Origin of the sequence: Cyclobacterium amurskyense (assembly GCF_001050135.1) — a bacterium.
In the GTDB taxonomy this organism is placed as follows: domain Bacteria; phylum Bacteroidota; class Bacteroidia; order Cytophagales; family Cyclobacteriaceae; genus Cyclobacterium; species Cyclobacterium amurskyense.
On the sequence record NZ_CP012040.1, the window covers coordinates 6,038,870 to 6,061,315 of the forward strand.

18 protein-coding genes are annotated in these 22,446 nt (G+C 37.8%); 12 read left to right on the top strand and 6 right to left on the bottom strand.

The features are described from left to right. Window positions 1-91: 91 nt before the first annotated feature. The 3 genes from CA2015_RS23955 to CA2015_RS23965 are packed head-to-tail and all read left to right on the top strand — an operon-like array spanning window position 92 to window position 5,850. On the top strand, window positions 92-1,177 hold the full coding sequence (locus CA2015_RS23955; protein WP_048644182.1) for an efflux RND transporter periplasmic adaptor subunit: 1,086 nt from the start codon (window positions 92-94) through the stop codon (window positions 1,175-1,177). Between the two features lie 25 nt (window positions 1,178-1,202). Further along, window positions 1,203-4,430, top strand: coding sequence for an efflux RND transporter permease subunit (locus tag CA2015_RS23960; protein ID WP_048644183.1), 3,228 nt, complete (start codon window positions 1,203-1,205; stop codon window positions 4,428-4,430). Further along, window positions 4,420-5,850, top strand: coding sequence for a TolC family protein (locus CA2015_RS23965; protein WP_048644184.1), 1,431 nt, complete (start codon window positions 4,420-4,422; stop codon window positions 5,848-5,850). The genes CA2015_RS23960 and CA2015_RS23965 overlap by 11 nt, the downstream gene beginning before the upstream one ends. Window positions 5,851-6,277: 427 nt before the next feature. On the opposite strand, the gene CA2015_RS23970 is transcribed toward CA2015_RS23965, so the two are convergent. The 4 genes from CA2015_RS23970 to CA2015_RS23985 all read right to left on the bottom strand — a co-directional run bounded on the left by CA2015_RS23970 (window position 6,278) and on the right by CA2015_RS23985 (window position 13,446). Continuing rightward, on the bottom strand, window positions 6,278-7,954 hold the full coding sequence (locus tag CA2015_RS23970; RefSeq protein WP_048644185.1) for a SusD/RagB family nutrient-binding outer membrane lipoprotein: 1,677 nt from the start codon (window positions 7,952-7,954) through the stop codon (window positions 6,278-6,280). A 13-nt stretch (window positions 7,955-7,967) separates the two neighbouring features. Further along, window positions 7,968-11,639, bottom strand: coding sequence for a SusC/RagA family TonB-linked outer membrane protein (locus CA2015_RS23975; protein ID WP_048644186.1), 3,672 nt, complete (start codon window positions 11,637-11,639; stop codon window positions 7,968-7,970). Between the two features lie 96 nt (window positions 11,640-11,735). After that, complete coding sequence (locus tag CA2015_RS23980; protein ID WP_048644187.1) at window positions 11,736-12,731, bottom strand: FecR family protein; 996 nt, start codon at window positions 12,729-12,731, stop codon at window positions 11,736-11,738. A gap of 61 nt (window positions 12,732-12,792) precedes the next feature. Beyond that, a complete protein-coding gene (locus tag CA2015_RS23985; protein WP_048644188.1) occupies window positions 12,793-13,446 on the bottom strand; it encodes a sigma-70 family RNA polymerase sigma factor in 654 nt (217 codons plus the stop codon). Between the two features lie 616 nt (window positions 13,447-14,062). On the opposite strand from CA2015_RS23985, the gene CA2015_RS23990 reads away from it, so the two are divergent. The 9 genes from CA2015_RS23990 to CA2015_RS24025 all read left to right on the top strand — a co-directional run bounded on the left by CA2015_RS23990 (window position 14,063) and on the right by CA2015_RS24025 (window position 20,396). Then, window positions 14,063-14,578: an RNA polymerase sigma factor gene (locus CA2015_RS23990; RefSeq protein ID WP_048644189.1), complete on the top strand. Its 516-nt coding sequence runs from the start codon at window positions 14,063-14,065 to the stop codon at window positions 14,576-14,578. Then, window positions 14,559-14,993 (top strand): hypothetical protein, encoded by a 435-nt coding sequence (locus CA2015_RS23995; RefSeq protein ID WP_157470588.1) that lies wholly within the window; start codon window positions 14,559-14,561, stop codon window positions 14,991-14,993. Before CA2015_RS23990 ends, CA2015_RS23995 begins: the two co-directional genes overlap by 20 nt. A gap of 34 nt (window positions 14,994-15,027) precedes the next feature. After that, on the top strand, window positions 15,028-15,534 hold the full coding sequence (locus tag CA2015_RS24000) for a TonB-dependent receptor (RefSeq protein ID WP_048644191.1): 507 nt from the start codon (window positions 15,028-15,030) through the stop codon (window positions 15,532-15,534). Window positions 15,535-15,544: 10 nt separating this feature from the next. Further along, complete coding sequence (locus tag CA2015_RS24960; protein ID WP_157470589.1) at window positions 15,545-15,802, top strand: hypothetical protein; 258 nt, start codon at window positions 15,545-15,547, stop codon at window positions 15,800-15,802. 347 nt (window positions 15,803-16,149) lie between these two features. Then, entirely contained in the window at window positions 16,150-17,715 is a 1,566-nt protein-coding gene (locus CA2015_RS24005; RefSeq protein WP_048644192.1) for an FMN-binding glutamate synthase family protein, read from the top strand. 154 nt (window positions 17,716-17,869) lie between these two features. Then, entirely contained in the window at window positions 17,870-18,814 is a 945-nt protein-coding gene (locus CA2015_RS24010) for an NAD-dependent epimerase/dehydratase family protein (RefSeq protein WP_048644193.1), read from the top strand. A gap of 175 nt (window positions 18,815-18,989) precedes the next feature. Further along, entirely contained in the window at window positions 18,990-19,598 is a 609-nt protein-coding gene (locus tag CA2015_RS24015) for an alpha-ketoglutarate-dependent dioxygenase AlkB family protein (RefSeq protein ID WP_048644194.1), read from the top strand. A gap of 30 nt (window positions 19,599-19,628) precedes the next feature. Beyond that, complete coding sequence (locus CA2015_RS24020) at window positions 19,629-20,042, top strand: PH domain-containing protein (protein WP_084011965.1); 414 nt, start codon at window positions 19,629-19,631, stop codon at window positions 20,040-20,042. Window positions 20,043-20,069: 27 nt separating this feature from the next. Continuing rightward, a complete protein-coding gene (locus CA2015_RS24025; RefSeq protein WP_048644196.1) occupies window positions 20,070-20,396 on the top strand; it encodes a DMT family transporter in 327 nt (108 codons plus the stop codon). 92 nt (window positions 20,397-20,488) lie between these two features. On the opposite strand, the gene CA2015_RS24030 is transcribed toward CA2015_RS24025, so the two are convergent. After that, a complete protein-coding gene (locus CA2015_RS24030; RefSeq protein WP_048644197.1) occupies window positions 20,489-21,619 on the bottom strand; it encodes a sensor histidine kinase in 1,131 nt (376 codons plus the stop codon). Continuing rightward, on the bottom strand, window positions 21,616-22,422 hold the full coding sequence (locus CA2015_RS24035; protein ID WP_048644198.1) for an alpha/beta fold hydrolase: 807 nt from the start codon (window positions 22,420-22,422) through the stop codon (window positions 21,616-21,618). The genes CA2015_RS24030 and CA2015_RS24035 overlap by 4 nt, the downstream gene beginning before the upstream one ends. Window positions 22,423-22,446 lie beyond the last annotated feature (24 nt).

Genomic DNA, 22,446 nt, shown 5'->3' on the forward strand with positions numbered 1-22,446 from the left:
GATTTAATCAATTCCCATGATTTGAAGTAGGTTTTCATCTACTAATGGGTCATTTAATTCAATTTTTATAATAAAAAAAATCAGAATCATTATGAAGAGGATATTAATTCTCATCTGTTTGGTAGGGATACTAGGCAATACGGCGTGTCAGCATAAAGAAAAAGCGGAGCATTTTGAGTCTACCTTTCGTGCCACGAGTCCAATAAAAATGGATACTGTAGTATTTCAGGAATACGTAAGCCAGGTTCACTCCATCCAACACATTGAACTCAGGGCGCTTGAAAGGGGATATTTACAGAAAGTATTTGTAGATGAGGGACAGTTTATTAAAAAAGGGCAGCTTATGTTTCAAATAATGCCACTTATTTATGAAGCCGAAAAACAAAGAGCAGAAGCTGAAGCAGATTTTGCTGAAATTGAATTCAACAATACACAAAGCCTAGCAGACAGCAATATCGTTTCTTCAAACGAATTGGCCATGTCTCGAGCCAAATTGGCCAAAGCAACGGCCGAGTTAAATCTTGCCAAGGCACACTTGGGATTTACGGAAATCCGAGCTCCATTTGATGGTATCATGGGACGATTCCATGTTAGGTTAGGAAGTCTCTTGGACGAAGGTGAGTTATTGGCTACACTTTCTGACAACAGTAAGATGTGGATTTATTTCAATGTTCCTGAATCTCAATATTTAGATTATGCGTCTACAACAGGTTTAGAAAACATGCCTGAAGTGCAATTCAAAATGGCCAATAACAAGAACTTTAACAATAAGGGAATTATTGAGACCATTGAGGCAGATTTCAACAATGAAACAGGAAATATTGCATTTAGAGCAACTTTCCCTAATGAGGATGGATTGTTAAGACATGGTGAAACAGGTAATATTATGATGCCGATTTCTTTTAAAGACGTCTTGATCATTCCTCAAAAAGCCACTTTTGAAATTCTAGATAAAAAGTTTGTCTATATAGTCGATGATAGCAACACTTTGCGATCAAAAGAAATAACCATTGCGCACGAAATCCCTCATTTATTTATGGTAAGTGAAGGTCTGAATCCAGATGATAAAATTCTTATTGAAGGTTTGAGAAAGGTTAAAAATAACCAAGAGATCAAATATGAATTTCTTGACCAAAGAGCAATTTTATCAGATTTAAACCTGCTTCATGCAGAGTAAATTTAACCTATAAATTACTTTATACATGTTTAGCAAGTTTATACAACGGCCGGTGTTAGCGATAGCTATCTCCCTGGCCATCATATTCCTCGGAATATTAGCTATAGCGACAAGACCTATTTCTCAATTTCCAGAAATAGCCCCTCCCCGAGTAAATATATTTATAGCCTATCCAGGATCTAGTGCAGATGTATTGGTTAAGTCTACATTGATCCCACTAGAAAGAGCCATTAATGGTGTGAAAGGGATGCAGTATATCATCTCTGATGCGACAAGTGCTGGAGAGGCCACTATCCAGATAATATTTGAACCTGGCACAGACCCCAATGCGGCAGTAGTCAACGTAAAGACCCGGGTGGATCAGGTCATGAACAACCTCCCGCCTCTGGTGCAAAGGGAGGGTGTAATCATTACACCTATCCAACCCAGTATGTTGATGTACGTTAACCTTTTCAGTACAGATAAAAAAGCTGATGAGAAGTTTCTATACAACTATGCCAATGTCAACATTCTACCGGAGCTTCAAAGGATAAACGGAATGGGTAGGGCCATCATACTTGGTAGCCGCCAATACGCAATGCGGGTTTGGTTAAAACCAGATAGAATGAGGGCCTATAATATTTCCACAGAGGAAGTCCTAGAAGCCATTGATGAGCAAAGTGTAATCGGAAGACCAGGTAGACTAGGACAAAGTTCAGGAAAATCGGCCCAATCTATTGAATATGTATTGACTTATAAGGGTAGGTTTAATCTCCCCGAAGAGTACGAAGACATTATTATAAAGGCTAACCCTGAAGGTGAAATATTGATGCTTAAGGATATTGCTGAGGTAGAACTTGGTAGTGAATTTTTTGATATTTATTCCAATAAAGATGGCTATCCTGCCGCCTCAATGGTATTGAAGCAAAACTTTGGTAGCAATGCCAGTAAAGTTATAGATGAGGTAAAATTAAAACTAAAAGAACTTGAGAAGGACTTTCCTCCGGGCATGTCGTATGAGATAAATTACGATGTTTCTACTTTTGTTGATGCTTCTATTGACAAGGTATTGCATACCTTAGTTGAGGCGTTTATTCTCGTTGCTTTAGTGGTATTTCTTTTCCTTGGTGATTTAAGGTCCACTATTATTCCAGCCATTGCTGTCCCTGTTTCTTTGATAGGTGCCTTTGTATTTATGCAGATGTTTGGTTTGACGATCAATATGATCACACTATTTGCCCTGGTTCTGGCAATTGGTATTGTGGTGGATGATGCAATTGTGGTAGTGGAAGCTGTCCATGCCAAAATGGAAGAAGAAAATTTAAGCCCATTTAAGGCTGTTAAGAAAGTACTTGGTGAAATTAGTGGTGCCATTATAGCAATTACCTTGGTTATGACTGCGGTATTTATACCAGTAGCTTTTATGACAGGTCCGGTTGGTGTTTTTTACCGCCAATTTTCCATTACCATGGCCAGTGCAATTGTCCTATCAGGTTTAGTAGCACTTACACTTACCCCAGTATTGTGTGCGATGATTCTCAAAAACAATCATGGAAAACCTAAAAGAAAATCTCCAATTGATCTTTTCCTGGATTGGTTCAATAGAAAATTTGAGAAAATCACTGACAAATATGAAGGGCTCCTTAAGCTTATTGTAAACCGAAAGGTGATCACCTATGGTATTCTTATCGCTTTTGGTTTTGGTATTTTTGCCGTAAACGAAAAACTACCTACAGGATTTATCCCTAATGAAGATCAGGGAATGATCTATGCGATTATACAAACTCCTCCAGGATCTACTTTGGAGTTAACCAATGAGGTATCAAGAAAACTTCAGGAAATTGCTGAAGAAATCGATGGTATCCAATCTGTTTCTTCTCTGGCAGGGTATGAAATTCTTACGGAAGGTAGGGGGTCAAATGCAGGCACTTGCCTCATTAACCTCAAAAACTGGCAAGATCGACATCATTCTGTTAAAGAAATCATTGAGGAGCTAGAAGAAGAAACCAAAGATTTAGGAGCTGTAATCGAATACTTCGAACCACCAGCAGTACCAGGATATGGCGCATCTGATGGTTTTTCTCTTAGGATGTTGGACAAAAACAGTACCGTAGATTATCAGGAATTTGATCAGGTAAACCATGATTTTATGGAAGCACTGAATAAGCGGCCAGAATTAAGTGGCCTGTTTACTTTCTTTGCTGCCAACTACCCACAATTTGAGTTGACCATTGACAATAAACTTGCTATGCAAAAGGGAGTTTCTATAGGCAAAGCCATGGAAAACCTCGATGTACTGATCGGTAGTACCTATGAGCAAGGCTTCATTAGATTTGGGAATTTCTTTAAAGTCTATACACAGGCTGCTCCGGAATACCGAAAACTTCCTTCAGACATTATGAACCTATTTATCAAAAACGAAGAAGGAGAAATGGTCCCTTACTCTGCTTTTATGAAAATGGAGAAAAAACAAGGACCAAATGAAATCACAAGGTTCAACCTTTACACTTCCTCCTCTATTAAAGGGGTACCTGCTCCAGGCTATACCAGTGGTGATGCCATTAATGCCATACAGGAGGTAGCAGCTGCAACCCTTCCTAATGGTTATGACATTGCTTGGGAAGGACTTTCCTACGATGAATCAAGACGAGGAAATGAGGCCATTTACATCTTTGTTGTGGTATTGATTTTCGTTTATTTGGTATTGGCTGCTCAATATGAAAGTTTTATAATCCCTCTAGCAGTTATTCTTTCCTTACCAATAGGTGTATTCGGATCTTTTCTGATGCTAAAATTCATGGGGCTTGCCAATGATATTTATGCGCAAATTGGTTTGATCATGTTGGTTGGACTTTTGGGGAAAAATGCAGTGTTGATTGTGGAGTTTGCCATTCAGAAACACCAGCAGGGATCAACTATTCTCGAAGCTGCAATCATAGGTGCAAAGGTTAGGTTCCGTCCTATTTTGATGACTTCATTTGCTTTTATTGCAGGACTTATTCCTTTGGTGATAGCTACAGGAGCTGGCGCGATAGGTAACAGAACCATAGGCACTTCAGCCATGGGAGGAATGTTATTCGGAACTTTGTTTGGTGTGATAATCGTACCGGGACTCTACTATATATTCGGTAGTATGGCAGATGGTAGAAAACTCATTAAAGACGAAGACGAAACTCCGCTAAGTGAGGACTACATTAGAAGTCAATCCGATGCGAGCTTACTTAAGAAACTAAAGAAATTATTGTCGAAAAAAGAACTGAAAGATGGCAAATAAATTCATATTAAATACGACAAGCCTATTATTTTCCATGCTCCTTATTTGGGGATGTAAAACACCGCAGGTGACTACGATCAATGAAAACAAGTCGGTTCCAGTTAGTTTCAACGATTCCAAAGACACTACCAATAGTGCTTCCACGAATTGGAAAACCTTCTTTTCTGACACACACTTAATACATTTAATAGATACAGCGCTGGCCAACAACCAGGAGCTGAACATTCTGCTTCAAGAGATCGCTGTAGACAACAATGAGATCTTGGCCAGAAAAGGGGAGTACCTCCCTTTTGTAAATCTAGGTGCTGGTGCTGGTCTGGAGAAGGACGGAAAATACACCCGACATGGGGCTGTGGATGAAAGCTTAAACATCAGAGAAGGAAAGGCCATTCCTGAACCCTTACCTGACTTTATGTTTGGAGCATTTGCTTCCTGGGAACTGGATGTTTGGAAAAAACTTCGCAATGGAAAGAAGGCCGCTGTAACAAGGTATTTGTCAAGTATTGAAGGCAAAAATTTCATGGTTACTAACTTGATTGCTGAAATTTCAAGTTCTTATTATGAACTTATGGCACTGGACAACCTATTGGAGATTGTTCAAAAAAACATAGCCATTCAGAAGAATGCCTTGCACATAATAGAGCAACAAAAGCAGGCTGCTCAGGAAACGCAATTGGCTGTAAATCGTTTTGCAGCTCAGGTCCTCAACACAGAGAATTTACAGTACAATATAAAACAACAGATTGTAGAAACTGAGAACAGGATAAACTTCCTAGTTGGTCGTTTTCCTCAGCCCATTGAAAGAAGCTCATCAGGTTTCAATGAAATTACAGTCAATGAAATTCATTCTGGAATACCATCCCAATTGTTGAAAAACAGACCGGATATAAAACAAGCTGAGCTTACTTTAGCTGCAGCCAAACTTGATGTGGCTATTGCCCGTGCCAATTTTTATCCTTCTTTCAGTATTGAAGCTGGTGTAGGGTTTGGGTCATTCAACCCCAAATATCTCGTCAACCCTCAATCCATATTATACAACTTAGGGGGAGAATTAATGGCGCCATTAGTGAATAAAAACGCCATTAAAGCCACTTATAATAGTGCCAATGCAAAGCAGTTACAGGCTGTATATGGTTATGAGCAAACCATATTACAGGCTTATATAGAAGTAGCAAACCAGCTTTCTCAAATAGCCAATACAAGTAAAAGCTATGAAACCAAAGCCAAAGAAGTGGATTTGCTCAATCAGTCCATTACCATTTCAAATAGCTTGTTTCGATCAGCTAGAGCCGACTATATGGAAGTTTTGCTTACCCAAAGGGAAGCTCTAGAATCCAGAATGGAGCTTATAGAGATAAAAATGAGCCAGATGAATGCCAAAGTGAACATTTACAAAGCATTAGGTGGTGGTTGGAATTAAATAAAATCAATATTTCTCAATTATAATTAAACCCGAAATATGCAATAGACATTCTATTACGTGCTGAAATCGCTTTAAAATCAGCCACTTCGTTGCTGTTTTCAATTTTACCATAGCGGTGCTATGCTAAAATCTCCAAACAGTCTGATTTTCTTGCGATTGCAACACTTCCCGTAAACACGGGACAGGCTTCACCCCTGACTATTGTCAGGACGGAGAAATCCTATTACATAATCCGGGTTAAATTTTTATTGCAAAAAGGCCACTTGAATGTTCAAGTGGCCTTTTTATTTTTCAAAATCAGATTTTAATACATTAGATTTCCTATTTAATCATCTGCTGAAATTTTTCAACCCGAAATTGACAATTTATTAAGCAATGAAATGGCTTTTAAATCAGCCAGAGCATTGTTGTTTTCAAATTCATTTTACCAAGGTTTCCCTGAGTTCTGCAACAACCACATTTTGGCATAAGGATGATCCTTGCTTTGACCTGCAGGGATGTATTGGGTATCCTCTAGTGAAGAAATTGCCTCCTCATAATTAACCAGGTAATTTGGATCCAAATTAGGAGATGGATACATATAACGCACAGGAATAGCTGCACCAAACTGGGTGACAGGACCTGCTTCAAGAACAGGGTAGCCAGTTCTCCTCCAATCAAACCATGCTTGAGGGTTTTGCCAGTTGGCTATCCATTTTTGTTCCATGATTCGTTCTTCTTTATTGGTGCTTAAAGCATAGGACACAGTTTCCTGATCATAGTAATTTTCAAAATTGAAGTTCCCAGGATTGGAAAGGATGCCATATTTCTCCATAGAAGCCCTTATCGCTTCTCTATAGTGTCCTTCAGGATCACTGGCACCAAGTCCACCTATAAGCGCCGCTTCAGCCATAAGAAACTTGACTTCACTATAAGTCATCAAATTCATTCCAACGTAATCGTCATGATTTTTTCTATACCTATCATGCAGATAGGAAATATAAGGACTCCGCTCCGGATGATAACCTTCCTCATCATTTCCCTTATTGTAAGACATGGCCTCCACAATAGGCAAGCCAACTGGTAAGCCTACATACAAATTGGTATTCACATCTACTCCTTCAGGAGCTGGTTTGAATTTAACCGTAGCCGTTTCACCGAGAACATTGGTAATCACTGAATCCTTCTCTATGGTCACCTGATCATCCCATTTGTATTGAACCGGCAATACCCAACGGTAAAGTCGAGGATCGTTGAGTCCTAAAAGCTTATCTACCAAGGGTTGCCCTGGCTTTAACAATAAATTAGGGTTAGGGCTGTTTAATGGTCCTCCTGGGGCTGCATTATTTTCATCGGTACCAAGAAAATCTACTATTGCGTCATCTGCATTGTCCGTAAATGTAAATTGAGAGGCCAAGTTGAACTCTTGCTCCACATCAATTCCTAATGCGCCCATATCTGATTTCTTGTTTATCAACCGCATGCTGTATCGCATACGCAAGGCATTGGCAAACCTCCTCCACTTTTGAGCATCACCTCCATACATTATATCGGAAGTGGCATTTACCACATCTTTAGAAGGATCCAGGTTTTGAAGCAGTGCATCAGCCTCCTTTAAGTCAACCAAAACGCCATTATAAACATCTATTTGACGATCATATTTTGGAAAAAAGACATCATTATTGGCTTGTAAAGAAGCTGAATAAGGAATATCTCCATAAAGATCGCTCATTAGTCCAAAGTGGAAGGACCGAACAATTAATGCTATTCCCTTGAAGAAATCATTGTTTTCCTCTATTGCATTTTCATAAATAACCTGATTATTCCTAAGTATGTCGAAATAGCTGTTCCAGGATTCGTGACCCCAGCCGTAAAAATTAACAACTACCGCCCCCTCATTGGTACCTCTTTGCACATATTGCATTGCTCCAGCAATTTTGGAATTTTCATACCCTAGATTGTGGTAGGTTTTGGCTGTATTGGTCAATACATAGGTAAGGATATAATTGGAGGACACCTGCTCAGGACTATTTGGGTTGATGTTGACCTCAGAAAGGTCTTCACAAGCCCAAAAGGAGGCAATCAATCCAATACAAAGTATATTTTTTATTAATTTTTTCATGGCTATTCTTCAGTTAAAATTCAGCATTTAATTTCAGTCCCAGAGAACCTGTCCACGGCATTACATTGTAATATTCAACACCTTGGATCCATCCGTTGCCCGTTTGCCTAAAAGCTCTTTCAGGATCAACTCCATTACCTGCTTCAGTCCATACGAAGAGATTGTTTCCAACTACTGATAGTGATGCATTTCGTAGGCTAATTTTATCTAGCCATCTGGATGGAAGTTGGTAAGTGACGGCTACTTCTCTTAGCTTGACATAAGTAGCACTATAAAGGTTTCTGTCTGGAAAAGGCCTGTGTGCATACCTATAAGCCTGAAATGGGTTCAGCCATTGGGTTGTTTCTCCACCCAGATTTTCTATATAGACAATATTACCTTCTGCATCTCGGCTTTCTCTTACCCCCACATTAAAGCTCGCATCTTGTTCTCTGAAATTGGCTTCATCCCCTGACCATGGAAGTCCTCCATAGGCTGCATTTCTACCTCCTATCCATTTACCGAAATACGCTTCCGGATTTTCCTTTACCTGATCCTCAATTGGTCTTCCGGCATCATAAGGTACGCCTGAAAGGGTTTCGGCTAGCATCCCATTATTGCCTAGGAACATCATCGTATTGGAATAAAACTGCCCTCCTTGCCTCCAATCAATATTGGCATATAAACTAAATTTTTTGTACCTAAAGGTTGGTTGAAAGGACAGCATGAGGTCGTGGTTAAAGTTCCCAATCTTCTTCAAATTATTCACATCCTGATCCTCCTGATACAATCCACTTCCAGTTAGTACCGGATACCCAAAATAAGCTGACTCTGGATCTTTCACCGTAAGAACTGGTCTCATATAGATATCGCCGATATCTCCACCAACATAGGTCCTTAACTCAGCTCCACTATAAGAGGTAAAATTATAATAGGTAATACCATCTGCCAATTCTTTGATGCTTGTTCGATTTCTTGAAAGATTGATATTCATGTCCCATCTGAAATCTCCAGAGATAACTGGCGTAGTGCTAAGTCCAAGTTCGAAACCGCGACTTTCTACCAAACCGGCATTGATCAACTTACTACTTGCTCCTGACTCTATAGGTAAATCAATGGGCAGCACTTGGTTTTTATTTCCTCTAACATAATAGGTCGCGTCTATACCTATTCGGTTGTTAAAAAGAGAGATATCAACACCTGCTTCAGATGAAGTAGATATTTCTGGTTTCAAAGAAGCATTTCTTAAAAGACCTCCCATGTACATGCTTTTGGCCGTTCCCCAATCTAAGGCTGTACCGAAAGTAGGGATTAGGCTATAAGGAGCAACGTCATTACCCACCTGAGCTATGCCTGCTCGGAATTTAAAAAGATCAATAAATGACGGCATGTCAACCATTTCTGATACAATTGCACTCAAAGAAACCGATGGATAAAAGTAGGATCTATTTTCAACCGGTAGCGTACTTGACCAATCGTTTCTAGCAGTGATATCGAGGTATAATTTATTTTGGTATCCAGTAGATACAGAACCATAAATACCATAAATCACTTTCCAGAATTGCTGACTATCATAAGCCACTGTGCCTGGTGCCCCATTCGCTATGGTATAAAGCATAGGGATAACCAATTGACCTGCATTATTGTCAACATGGCTGTACTTTTGTTCCATCCTATTGGCTCCAGCCAATGCTGTTATGTTCCAGTTATTATTAAAGACTTTCTGGTAATTCAGCATGAAATCCAAGTTGTTTTCTTTACTGAAATTATTCCTTATATGATACCCCCCATTGATCTGATCATAATTATTATAGGCAATTATGGCTTCTTGCTGCTCATCATATGAATCCCTCGCATAGCGAAGCATCATGCTTAAATTATTGGTCACATCATAATCAAGTTGTAGCTTACTTACCGTTCTGTTTCTTTTAAAACCAGTAGGATTTTCATTTACAACGAAATAAGGATTGTTTTGCTTTTGTTTGTATTTTCGCTGTAGTATTCCTTCAGACCCTGGCACCCAATATTGTTCCAAGTCCAAAATATTCACTTGAGGTCCAGTTTCAAAGAGACTCCTTACAGGTGAGGTTCTACCACCGTCAATAATAGGCCGGTTATCTGATCCGGATTCTGTGATATTAAAAGTAGCTGTAGCCCTTAATTTATTTGTAATATTATAATTGGTGTTGAGGCCAATAGTCAGTCTGGAAAAATCAGTATTTGGGATAATACCTTTATTTGCCATATTCCCTACGGAAAGCCTAAAACTTCCTTCATCATAATCTCCATTGACCGCAATATTGTTGGTATTGGTATATCCTGTCTGAAAAAAGTCCTTAAACCGATCAGGATAAGATACAAGTGGTGCAGGCTCTCCGTCTGAATTCCACTGAACCCACTCCTCCCCTACATCGAGCTCTGGGCCCCAACTCTCATTTTCACTTTCTTCAAACACATGAGCACCACTTTTGCCAGAGGCAAATTCATTTTGTATAGGTAAGTACCGAAATGGAAAATCCATTACCACTGAGGAATTAACAGCTACTCCAATTCCTTTCCTTCCAGACCCAGACTTGGTTGTAATGAGTACCACACCATTACCAGCCCTAGAACCATATAAAGCAGCTGCACTAGGGCCTTTAAGAATTGAAACATTTTCGATATCGTTTGGATTGATGTCAGAAATAGGATTACCCATATCAGCACCTCCAAATTCATTGTTCAATTTATTAGCAACCGGTACACCGTCAATAACAAACAATGGCTGGTTGTCATTGTTGAGGGAATTGGCTCCACGAATAATGATATTAACAGAAGATCCTGCTGCTCCATCCATTTGAGAAATCTGGACTCCTGCCACTTTTCCAGCCATGGCATTCAAGACATTGTTCTGAGGAGTTTCAGTAAGGTCTCTTCCATCTACATTTCCTACAGAATAGCCTAGGGATTGTTTTTCTCTTTTCACGCCCAAGGCGGTCACCACTGCTTCTTGAAGGGATTTCATGTCTTCAAGTAAAGTAACATCAATTATCTCACGGTTTCCTACAGCAATTTCCTGCGTCTCAAACCCAATAAAAGAAAACACCAAAACTGCATTTTCTCGGTCAAATTCCAGGTTATACTTTCCATCTTGATCCGTAATAGTTCCCGTAGAAGTACCTTTTAAAAGGACTGTCACTCCAGGAAGTCCCAAGCCATCAATTTCAGAGACAACCGTTCCTTTTACCTTTTGAATAGCAAGTGCTTGATTTAAGCTTTGCTGAACATCATAATCATCAAAGTTTCGAATTTGAATGTGCTCACTGTTTTCGGCAACAAGCCTGGCCAATTCAGCCATATTATTGCCTGATTGTTTATTTTTAGGAACGATCACATAGGACCCTCCTTTTTGTTTGATAAAGGAAAGTTGATAGGGACTTAGAAGTTTCAATAGATTCTTCTCCAGCCCTTTCTCCCAATCGATGAGCGCACTGTCAACCCTAAGGTTTTGAATCATTCCATCGGCGAATAAAATATCCGCTTTATAATAAGCCTTAAGCTTATCAAGTGCGTCAGCCAAAGCTATATCGTACTGATGATTAGCCATAGGAAGATGAGTCAATTGCTTGGGCTTTAAGCCAATTGCTTCAGCCTGTGTGAGTGGTCCAGTATGCAAAAAGACGCATAATGTCCAAACCATTAGTGAAAAGGGTAAAATCTTTTTCATATAGATTTAGGGTTTAATTGATTGACTTATTGTTTTATTTAACCGGAAATAGGCAATATTTAGAATTAAGTAGCATACTATGGCATTTGAATTTTTCTATTCATTTTCAAAAAAGCGAAAGCGTTTGTCATTAATTTCCATGGAAATACCCAATACCTGGGCTACAGCATTAGCAAATTCTTTGGCATCCTCTGAGCGAAAGGAACCTGATAGGGTGAGGTCATTAATTGAATCACCTAATATTTCTACCTCCACCCCATAATTATCATTCATTAAACTGGCGATTTCACTAAGACTGGTTTTATCAAAAACATACCGATGTTCCTTCCAAGAGGCAAACTCTTCAGGTTTTTGAACCATTTCCTTTTTTAGTTGGCCATCATTCTCCATACGCATTTTTTCACCGGGTTGCATTAGCACTGATTCTGATCCTGAGGGACTGTGTTTGATCAATTCAACCTTTCCCGATTTTAAATGTACCTCCGTATTGTGTCGACGATTATAGACGGTGAATTCAGTTCCGTGAACCACCACGTCCAAGCCATTCATGGTTTGGACAATAAATTTGTTAACCGCATCGTGCGTCACATTAAAAGAAGCTTCACCTGACAACTGCACCTCTCTGGGATTCCCCAAAAAAGCAAATCGAGGGGTTTTCAGTTGGCTATTGGCATTTAAAAAGACTTCAGTCCCATCATTAAGGATTACTGTGGCCAATTCCCCATATCCAGTTCGGTAGGTTTTAACTGTAATTCTTTCAAAGGTGCCCAAAAAGAGTAAGCCAAACAGCGTCACTGAGGCCACTAAAAACAATTTCAAATTAGACCGTCCGGAGCTTTTCTGCTTGGAAATAATTTTATCATTTAATACAAATGAGCTTTCACTTTTATTCTTAAAATTTAAAATGGCCTGTTCTGTATCGGTAAGGTATTGTGGGTTTTTTCTTTCCCATTCTTCTAAGTAAACATAAAACAGCTCCTCATTTTCTGGGGATTCATTCACCCAATCGTCTATCCATTTCTTTTGGATCACAGAGACGGAACCCTTAAAATAATTGAGCAATAATTCCTTTATCGTATCTTTATCTTGCATTCTTTAGCTTGTTTATTGTTTGCTGCTAAGAGCTGTTGCCCCCCATTAAAATGAAAAGCTACTAAATCAGGTGAGTAAATATTAGTGTTAAAATCAACCATTTGTCTTTTAATAAATGGCGAATGGCAATTTTCGACCTATATAGCTGGGTTTCTACCGTCCGGATTGAAAGCCCCAAATCCAGTGCGATTGATTTCATAGATTTACCTTCGAACTGGAACAGGAGATAAATTTTTCTCCTTTGGCTAGGTAGTGTTTCTATGGCTTTTTCAAAATCCTGATACAACTCTTCATATTGAGTAATGCTATCAGGTTGATAGGTTTCAGCAATTCTAGGTTCGGGAGAACATGCCATATCTCCTTTTCTTGCCAAGTCCAATTTAAGGTAATTGAAACCCCTGTTTCTCACAGCCTTAAACAAATAAGATCGAATAGAGGTAGTAATGGCTAGGAATAATTTTTGATCATAGAATTGGGCAAGTAAGTCTGATACAATATCCTGTGCTACTTCTTTAGAACCCACAAAACGCACTGCATGTGAACATAGCGGCTGATAATACTTTCTAAACACCAAATCCATGCCTTTGGGAGGGTCCTTTTTTAATGCATGCCATATTAACTGTTCGTCAGTTTGTGCCTCTTGAGTAGGCTTTTGCTCCTCACTTTGCCTTAATGGCGATAAAATAGGGTACTCTTTAGATTTCGATTGTGGCATTGGTATTTGGGTTTTATTGCCGGACTATATTAAGACAATTAAATACCCTTGTACTACTTACAAAATTCAAAAAAGATTATTCGTTTATTTAGAAATTTTACCCTCAGATAAATATTAACATTCCGTTTATGCTATTATTAACATTTGATGAATTAAAAATTATCGTAATATTATACCTTTATGTAGTGAACTAATTTTCTTTGATCACAAAACCAAAAACCTTAACTTCTTAGATTCTGTCACTATTGCCACTATATTTTCACATGATATTCGACATTATTAAGTGATCCTTTAAATTATTCCAAGATTTGGAAATCTTGGTCCATAAAATTTCACTTATTGCACTTGATGAGGAATTACTTTATTTACAAAATAAGCAAGGTAAATAAAGACTTTGAGGTAAAGACAGCGAATATAGATTGTATCTATCGAAAAAAACAGACAACTCACTATTTAATAACATCTTATAAAAATTTAAAGCTGTATTATCTAATAATAAAATCCTTTAAAAGATATCCCATCTTTTCTTCACTAAGCCATCCCTCAATACAATAATTCAAAAAATCACTCACTTAGTTGTTATACATCGCCTAGTTTATCGTCATTAAAGTACAAGATGAAAACAAAAGAATTTCAAGAAAGGGTAATTTCAATGTCTGAGCGTTTGTACCCGATGGTCTCACGAATGTTAGGTAATACTGCCAATGCAGAGGATGCTATACAAGAGATAATGATCAAGTTATGGGAGCGTCGAGGACAAATTAAAAACCATCCCAATCTTTCAGCATTTATTTTCTTGACGGCAAGAAATTATTGCTTGGACTTGATCAAAAAGAAAAAACCTCCAGAAGATCAATATGATGCCAAAACCCAGTTACTGGCTTCTGAACCTGAACATGACACCTATGAATGGCAGGAACTTAAGCGCAATATAGAGGTGATATTGGAAGGACTTCCTGAACAACAAAAGGAAGTCATGATCATGAGAGATTTAGATGGCATGGAATTTATTGAAATTGCGGAATTGACAAAATTAAGAGTGGACCATATTAGGGTTCTTTTGTCCAGGGCGAGGCAACAAGTGGCGATAGGACTCCAAAAAACATACAGCTATGGAAAAGGGGATATTTAAAGATTTGATGAAAAAGTTTGCTGCAGGACACAGTACACTTGAAGAAGAAGCGTTTTTAATCAAAAATTCAACTGATAAAAAGTCATTAGAAACACAATGGCTAAGGTATGTAAATGGGAAAAAGAAAATTCCAGCAGCAGATCTAAATGCTAAAGTTTTGGAAGCCATTAATAAAAAAGAAAAAAAGAGCCAAAACCGAAAGCTTGTAGTTGGGTTTATGACCATCGCTGCATCCCTTCTACTCTTGTTGATTTATTTTAAACCTGAACCTATTCCAGAAACTAAAAGCCTTGCAGAAAAACAGGCCTTACTAAAAGAGGCTTTGGCTATGTTTGATAATATCAGCATAAATAAAAAGAATAAAAAAGTGCTTTATGAAGATGAAATTATCATCATTTATGCGACATCAGAATAATTAAGACAAATTTTAACATAAAAAATTAATCACAATGAAATACTTCCTTTTAGTAGTCGGCCTAGCACTTGTACCATTTTCTAGCATTTTAGCACAAGAAACAAGTAAAGGTGCAAAAGAAAAGCTTGAAATCACAATTAAAGAAAGTGACAATCCAGATGTGTACATTGATGGTAAAAAATACGACCATTCCATCATAGACTTATTGGACACAGACAAAATTGCATCCGTAGATGTAATAAAAGGTGAGCGAGCAATAAGTGAATACAATGCGCCAAATGGAGTTATAATAATAAAAACAAAAGCAAAAGCCAACCAAGTAAGAATTAGAAACAGTAACGGGAATTTAGATGAGGACCAACCTTTAATCATCATTGATGGCGTTACTGCGGAAAAAGGGGATCTTGAAAAGCTTGATCCTATAGACATAGAGTCTGTAGAAGTATTGAAAGGAGAAAATGCAATGAAAAAGCACAATGCCCCAAATGGGGTGGTTTTAATCATCACAAAAGGAGCGGTAAAATCAAAGAAAAAAGAGTAAATCAAGGCCTTTGGATGAGTTGATTATTTGGGCTCCTTTTTTTATCCATGATTTATTGAACCCGAAATATGCAATAAACATTCTATTACGTGGTGAAATCGCTTTAAAATCAGCCACTTCGTTGCTGTTTTCAATTTCACCATTGCGGTGCTATGCTAAAATCTCCAAACCTGATTTTCTTGCGATTGCAACACTTCCCGTAAACACGGGACAGGCATCACCCCTGACACGTCAGGGCCAGGAAATCCTATTAAATAATCCGGGTTGAACAATTCAAAGCAGGTCAGCAATGGCCTGCTTTTTTTCTAATGACTTCATCCAACTTATATTAACAAGAATGAATTTTGGTTTTTGTGTTTAGGTATTTTTGTCCCAAAAGATTCTGGGATTACCTGATAAGCAAAAAATGTCCAAGCGTATCCCTACTCTAAAAAGTCATTGAATTGAAAAAAAAGAGTAAATTAGAAATTAATACATGTGGAAAAGCCGAAAACCTTATCAATCCCGATTACTTTATTAGTCATTTGAACTCCTTTAATAGGTGATTCGTTGTCTCCTTATACTCCATAATTGTATTAGCAATTATAATTGACTGAATTCTAATAATATCATTAAATGAAGCCAAAGCACATTTTTATCGCCTCCTCATTAGTCGCCATTATTTGTATTCCCGCTATCTATCTCTATATGCCATCCATTGTCTGGATTTTGTGGTTGGTCGTACCTATTATTGTTATAGGCTTGGTGGACATCATCCAGACCAAACATACCATTAGGAGAAATTTTCCCGTAATAGGTAATTTCAGGTACTTACTTGAAGAGATCAGACCCGAAATCATGCAGTATTTTGTGGAAACGGATACAGAAGGTAGGCCCATTAATAGAATATACCGCTCACTGATTTACCAGAGAGCTAAAAAAGTAAATGCAACAACACCATTTGGAACTCAAATGGATGTTTATGAAACGGGGTATGAATGGATGGACCACTCGATTTATGCCAATAACCATGCAGATATCCAACATGAGTCAAGAATATTGGTGGGTGGTGATGCATGTTTACAACCCTACTCCGCAAGTATTTTGAATATTTCAGCAATGAGCTTTGGGGCACTTAGTAAAAATGCTGTTTTAGCTATGAATACAGGTGCCAAAATTGGTGGCTTTGCACATAATACTGGAGAAGGAGGAATAAGCCCATATCACTTGGAACCTGGTGGGGATTTAATTTGGCAAATTGGCACAGGATACTTCGGATGTAGAACAGAGGCAGGTAATTTTTGTGAAGAGAATTTTCAAAAGAATGCTACCTTGGACAATGTGAAAATGATTGAGATTAAAATCTCTCAAGGCGCCAAACCTGGACATGGTGGAATTCTTCCCGCTTCCAAAAACACCAAAGAAATAGCAGCCATTCGCCATGTAAAGCCGCATACTGACGTTCATTCTCCACCAAAACACACTGCTTTTGAAGATGCAAAAGGATTGATGCACTTTATTCAAAAATTGAGAGATTTGTCAGGAGGAAAACCAGTAGGTTTTAAGATTTGTATTGGTAAAAAAGACGAATTTAAAGACTTATGTGAAGCAATGGTTACACTGGGAATCAAACCTGACTTTATCTCTATCGATGGAGGTGAAGGTGGCACTGGAGCTGCACCGATTGAGTTTTCCAATTCACTAGGAATGCCTTTAAAAGATGGACTTTCTTTTGCTATCGACACCTTAAGAGGATACGACCTAAAAAAAGACATCAAAGTAATTGCCTCAGGTAAGGTTTTAAGTGGTTTTGATATTGCCAGAGTTATAGCCATGGGAGCCGACATGGTCAATAGTGCTAGGGCCATGATGATTGCCACAGGTTGTATTCAAGCCTTACAATGCAATGTCAATACTTGTCCAACAGGTGTGGCTACCCAAAACAAAAGCTTAATGGAAGGACTGGTTGTAAAAGACAAAGCCCAAAGGGTTGCCAATTTTCATGAGGAAACGGTAAAAAGTTTTATTGAATTGGTAGCAGCATCAGGTATTCGAAAAACTGAAAAATTAACCAGGCATCATATTAATCGGAGAATTGGAATGAATCAGGTTTTAAAATACAGTGAGATTTATCCTGAGGTACCAGAAGGGGTGTATTTAAAACAAATGGAAAAGGTAATTGAAGAGAACGGAGTCGGGTAAAAAACTTACACCTATCAAACATTTCTCCTACCATATATTATTGGTCCCAAGCTTGGGAAGTAGAAATAAAGTATTAATTTCATTTAAAACATTACTTTTGAAAATTAGGTAGCATTATAGTGGGATTTTAGAGGCTAAAATAAATTTTTATACTATGCAGACAATATTAGGTTCAGGCGGTGCCATAGGTACCGAATTGGCAAAGGCCCTAAAAGCATATACCTCGGATATCAGGTTAGTAAGTAGAAGCCCTAAAAAAGTCAACGATTCTGATGCATTATTTGCCGCAGACATTTTAGACACCAAAGCTTTAAAAAATGCCATACATGGTTCTTCTATTGTATACGTTACGGTGGGTTTTACCTATAGTCATAAAAAATGGGCCGAAAAATGGGTGCCCTTTATTGAAAACGTCATTACTTTTTGTTCAGAGGAGAACTGTAAATTGGTGTTTTTTGACAATATTTATATGTACGATCCAGGTTTCCTCAATGGTATGACCGAAGAAACCCCAGTAAATCCACCAAGTAAAAAAGGAGCCGTTAGAGCCAAGGTTGCTCGAATGATTCTAGATGCCATTGCTTCAAATAAGATTCAGGCCCTTATAGCCAGATCTGCTGATTTCTATGGTCCCTCCATTTCAAACAATAGCCTTCTTACCGAAATGGTTTTCAAACCATTGAGCCAAGGCAAAAAAGCGAATTGGCTGGTAAGTGATAGATATGTACACTCTTTTACCTATACTATAGACGCAGCGGTTGCTACTGCTTTATTGGGTAATACAGATACAGCGTATGGTCAGGTTTGGCATTTGCCAACTGCTTCAGCTCCTTATACAGGCAAACAGTGGATAGAACATATTGCAAAAGGATTAGGCACAATACCAAAAATCCAACTGGCACCAAAATTCCTCATCAAGATTATGGGGATATTTAACCCCATAATGCGTGAATCTGTAGAAATGCTTTATCAATATGACAGGGATTACGTATTTGACAGTAGTAAGTTTGAAAAAGCATTTGATTATACGCCTACACCCTATGAATTGGGCATAAAAAAAATAATCGAAACTGATTACAAGCAAATTAAAGACAAATAACCAGTTACAAGCCTTACAATCAACTTCCCTAATATATAAAAGGACTTATAAAGTAATGACTTCCAAATAGGAGTTTTGGCTTTTTGCCATTACAACATAGCTTTATTAACTGTCTAGAATTTTCAAGTTACAACATAATCAAAACCTACAAATAATTCCTACCGTAAACTAAGCAATGGAATTATTTGAAAGAGAAATTGATCCTGAAAAAAACCTACTTCCGTTCGATGGAATAGTAAATTATTATGGGAAAATTTTCGGACAAGAGCAGGCCAATAATTTTATGTCTATTTTGACGCAATCCATTGAATGGAAAAACGATGAAGCGATTATATTTGGCAAAAAGATCATCACTAAAAGAAAAGTGGCCTGGTATGCGGAAGAAGCCTTTAAATACACCTATTCCAAAACCACAAAATCCGCCTTGCTTTGGACACCAGCATTACTTGAATTAAAAAGTAATATAGAAAAAATTGCGGGAGAAACTTTCAATTCCTGTCTTCTAAACCTCTACCACAATGGAAGTGAAGGAATGGCCTGGCACAGTGATGGAGAAAAAGACTTAAAAAAAAATGGGACAATTGCTTCTCTGAGCTTTGGAGAAGAAAGAAAGTTTTCTTTTAAACACAAGGAGACTAAAATTAAAAAAGAGTTGATATTAGAAAATGGAAGCTTGCTATTAATGAAGGGAAAAACACAAAGCAACTGGCTTCATCGCTTACCCCCTTCAAAAAGAATAATAAATCCAAGAATTAACCTGACTTTTAGAACAATAGTAAAATAAAACCCGGTAATCAAAATCAATAAGCCAAGCATGAAGATTTTCCCCTCAAAAATAGGTCTTGAATTGGTCATCCCCATTGGTCTTTTATTCCTCGGGATTTCTTATAAAATGTATCTTGACGAAATTTGGTTGGGTTTAGTTCTCATGTTTTTGACCAGCATCTTCATAGGTTATCTATTTACTTCCATGAAATATGGTATTGATACAAGCGACCTACATGTTTATGGATGTTTTGGTACTCATAAAAAAATCCCTATCAAAGACATTAAAAAAGTTTCTGAATCCTATAATCCCATAAGTTCAGCAGCGGCGTCCATGGATCGGCTGGAAATACATTATAATAAGTACGATAGTGTACTTATCTCTCCCAAAGACAAAAAAGAATTTCTTACAAGGTTGCTAAAGCAAAATGCTAAAATTAATATTATTTACAAGAAAAAATAATTAACAAATACTCATTATAAAAATCGAATGAATTGGATCCTTTTAATCATTGCAGGTCTTTTTGAGGTTGCTTTCGCTTCTTGTTTGAGTATGGCAAAAGCTTCAACCGGTAAGGAAATGTATGGCTGGTATGGAGCCTTTCTTATTTGCCTGACCATAAGTATGGCCTTACTGATCCGCGCTACACAAAGCTTGCCGATCGGAACAGCTTATGCAGTTTGGACGGGTATTGGGGCTGTAGGGACGGTTTTGGTTGGGATATTTTTCTTTAAAGAACCGGCTCATTTCTGGCGATTGTTTTTCATTTTCATGCTGATAGGCTCCATAATTGGTTTAAAGGCTGTTTCGCATTAAACATTAATTGAAGATTTAAGCACTTTGCCAATTGAGATAAGCTTCCGACTTTCTAAGTAAGGGACATCCAATAATTTAAAACTAAACTGGCTTCAATATTCTGGTTTTTTCCCCCTTTTAGGAAGGGTGAAAAAGAAAGTACTTCCTTTTCCAGGAGTTGATTTTGCACTGATTGTTCCGCAATGAATTTCTAGAATCCTCTTGCAGGATGCAAGTCCTATTCCTGTTCCGGGAATACTACCATGTGGGTTCAACCTTTTCATAAAAGCAAATATTTCATCCGTTGCTGATTGCTTGAATCCCATCCCATTGTCTTTGACATAAACAGTTATTTCATCTCCTTTTTCTTCATAATCTACCGAGATTACCGGGTCTGCTTCAGAACGGTATTTTATAGCATTACTAAACAGGTTTTGAAATAATCGTGTCATTTGAATATTGTCAGCCACTATTACGGGTAATGCTGGTATATTGAAGGTAACATTGTTTTCTTTCACCTCAACTTTAATCATTTCCAGAGCTAAACCACAGACCTCATTTAACGAAACCTCTTCAAATTCATTCTCGTTTCCATCTATTTTGGAATAATCGAGCAAATCTTTGATCATAAGTTTCATCCTTTGGGTATTTTCTAAAATAAGGGAGTAATACATCTTGCCGTCGGTATCAGGGGGCAGATGACCTTCTTTTTCTAATAATCCCACCAAACTGGAAATCGTATTTAAAGGAGCTTGCAAATCATGCGAAGCAGTATAGGCGAAATGTTCCAGCCCTTCATTTACCTGTCTAAGCCTTTCGACAGTTTGTTCCGCTTGTTTTCTTGCCTTTATCAGCTCAACCTCGTATTGCTTTCTTTGGGTTATGTTCAATACTGAAAATCTAAAAAAAGGCGCCACACCGGAGCTTTTAAAAATTTGCATACCATTTAATAAGGTTGGCAATCGCCTTGAATCTTTCCCCTTAAGTTCAATATTGATTTCAGAAATTTCTCGATGAATATGAAGCATGGGCATTATATGTGTTTCGAAGTAAATTTTCTCTCCCATACCCAACAAATCCTGAAAAGATTTTTGAAGTACAATTTCATTTCTTTCATAACCCAGCCACTTTAGCAATGTACCATTTATGTTGACAATTTTTCCATCAGCACCAGTGGTCATATAACCAAAAGGAGCATTTTGGTAAAGGTCTTCAGAATCTTCTGTAAATGCTTGTTCTATCAATTTCTGTTGGCTAAATAGGATTCAATACTTGAAACAACTTGATCAGGGGCAGTCAGGTGAGGACAATGCCCTGAAGCGTTCAATAGCACATAATGACTTTCTTTAATCTGTTGATTTACAAACTCCCCTACTCTAACTGGGGCAATAACATCGGGATGGCTTTGAAGAATTAAAGTGGGTATAGACACATTTTCTAAATCCGCTCTATTGTCCCCCATAAAGGTTACCTTGGCAAAATGCTTGGCTATATTAGGATTCATCGAGCAGAAACTATTCTTTAATTCTTCGGCATATTCAGGCAATTCAGGATTGCCTATAATTATTGGCGTAATAAAACTAGACCACCCTAAATAATTACTATCCAAAGTTTCAATTAATTCATCAATATCCGCTTTGGTAAAGCCTCCAAAATAATCATCATCATTGGTGTAGCAGGGTGAAGGACCAATCAAAACCAAATCATCAAATAAATCAGGCCTTGCAGTGGCAGCCAGTATTCCGATAATACAATTTACAGAATGACCTACAAAAATAACCCTTGAAAGATTAAGTTCAACGATCATTTCAATTAGATCCTGAGCATACCCCTTTAGAGAACTGTATTTTTCAAAATCATAAGCGCTTTGATCTGAATTGCCTGAACCTACAAGGTCAAATAAAATAACCTGATAATCCTTTTCGAAAGCAGGTGTTATAAAGCGCCACATGTTCTGATCACAACCATATCCATGACCAAAAACAATAGGCTGCTTACCGTTACCAATAATTTTCACGTTGTTTTTTACTATCTTATCTTTATTCATAGTATTCATTGCATCAATGAAATC

Excerpts from the sequence above, each read along its gene's own strand:
- CA2015_RS24015 (WP_048644194.1), top strand. The coding sequence starts at position 18,990 with ATGGAATTATTTGAAAGAGAAATTGATCCTGAAAAAAACCTACTTCCG.
- CA2015_RS24000 (WP_048644191.1), top strand. The coding sequence starts at position 15,028 with ATGAAATACTTCCTTTTAGTAGTCGGCCTAGCACTTGTACCATTTTCT.
- CA2015_RS23965 (WP_048644184.1), top strand. The coding sequence starts at position 4,420 with ATGGCAAATAAATTCATATTAAATACGACAAGCCTATTATTTTCCATG.
- CA2015_RS23970 (WP_048644185.1), bottom strand. The coding sequence starts at position 7,954 with ATGAAAAAATTAATAAAAAATATACTTTGTATTGGATTGATTGCCTCC.
- CA2015_RS24020 (WP_084011965.1), top strand. The coding sequence starts at position 19,629 with ATGAAGATTTTCCCCTCAAAAATAGGTCTTGAATTGGTCATCCCCATT.
- CA2015_RS23990 (WP_048644189.1), top strand. The coding sequence starts at position 14,063 with ATGAAAACAAAAGAATTTCAAGAAAGGGTAATTTCAATGTCTGAGCGT.
- CA2015_RS24035 (WP_048644198.1), bottom strand. The coding sequence starts at position 22,422 with ATGAATAAAGATAAGATAGTAAAAAACAACGTGAAAATTATTGGTAAC.
- CA2015_RS23995 (WP_157470588.1), top strand. The coding sequence starts at position 14,559 with ATGGAAAAGGGGATATTTAAAGATTTGATGAAAAAGTTTGCTGCAGGA.
- CA2015_RS23975 (WP_048644186.1), bottom strand. The coding sequence starts at position 11,639 with ATGAAAAAGATTTTACCCTTTTCACTAATGGTTTGGACATTATGCGTC.
- CA2015_RS24025 (WP_048644196.1), top strand. The coding sequence starts at position 20,070 with ATGAATTGGATCCTTTTAATCATTGCAGGTCTTTTTGAGGTTGCTTTC.
- CA2015_RS23955 (WP_048644182.1), top strand. The coding sequence starts at position 92 with ATGAAGAGGATATTAATTCTCATCTGTTTGGTAGGGATACTAGGCAAT.
- CA2015_RS24010 (WP_048644193.1), top strand. The coding sequence starts at position 17,870 with ATGCAGACAATATTAGGTTCAGGCGGTGCCATAGGTACCGAATTGGCA.
- CA2015_RS24005 (WP_048644192.1), top strand. The coding sequence starts at position 16,150 with ATGAAGCCAAAGCACATTTTTATCGCCTCCTCATTAGTCGCCATTATT.
- CA2015_RS23960 (WP_048644183.1), top strand. The coding sequence starts at position 1,203 with ATGTTTAGCAAGTTTATACAACGGCCGGTGTTAGCGATAGCTATCTCC.
- CA2015_RS23985 (WP_048644188.1), bottom strand. The coding sequence starts at position 13,446 with ATGCCACAATCGAAATCTAAAGAGTACCCTATTTTATCGCCATTAAGG.
- CA2015_RS23980 (WP_048644187.1), bottom strand. The coding sequence starts at position 12,731 with ATGCAAGATAAAGATACGATAAAGGAATTATTGCTCAATTATTTTAAG.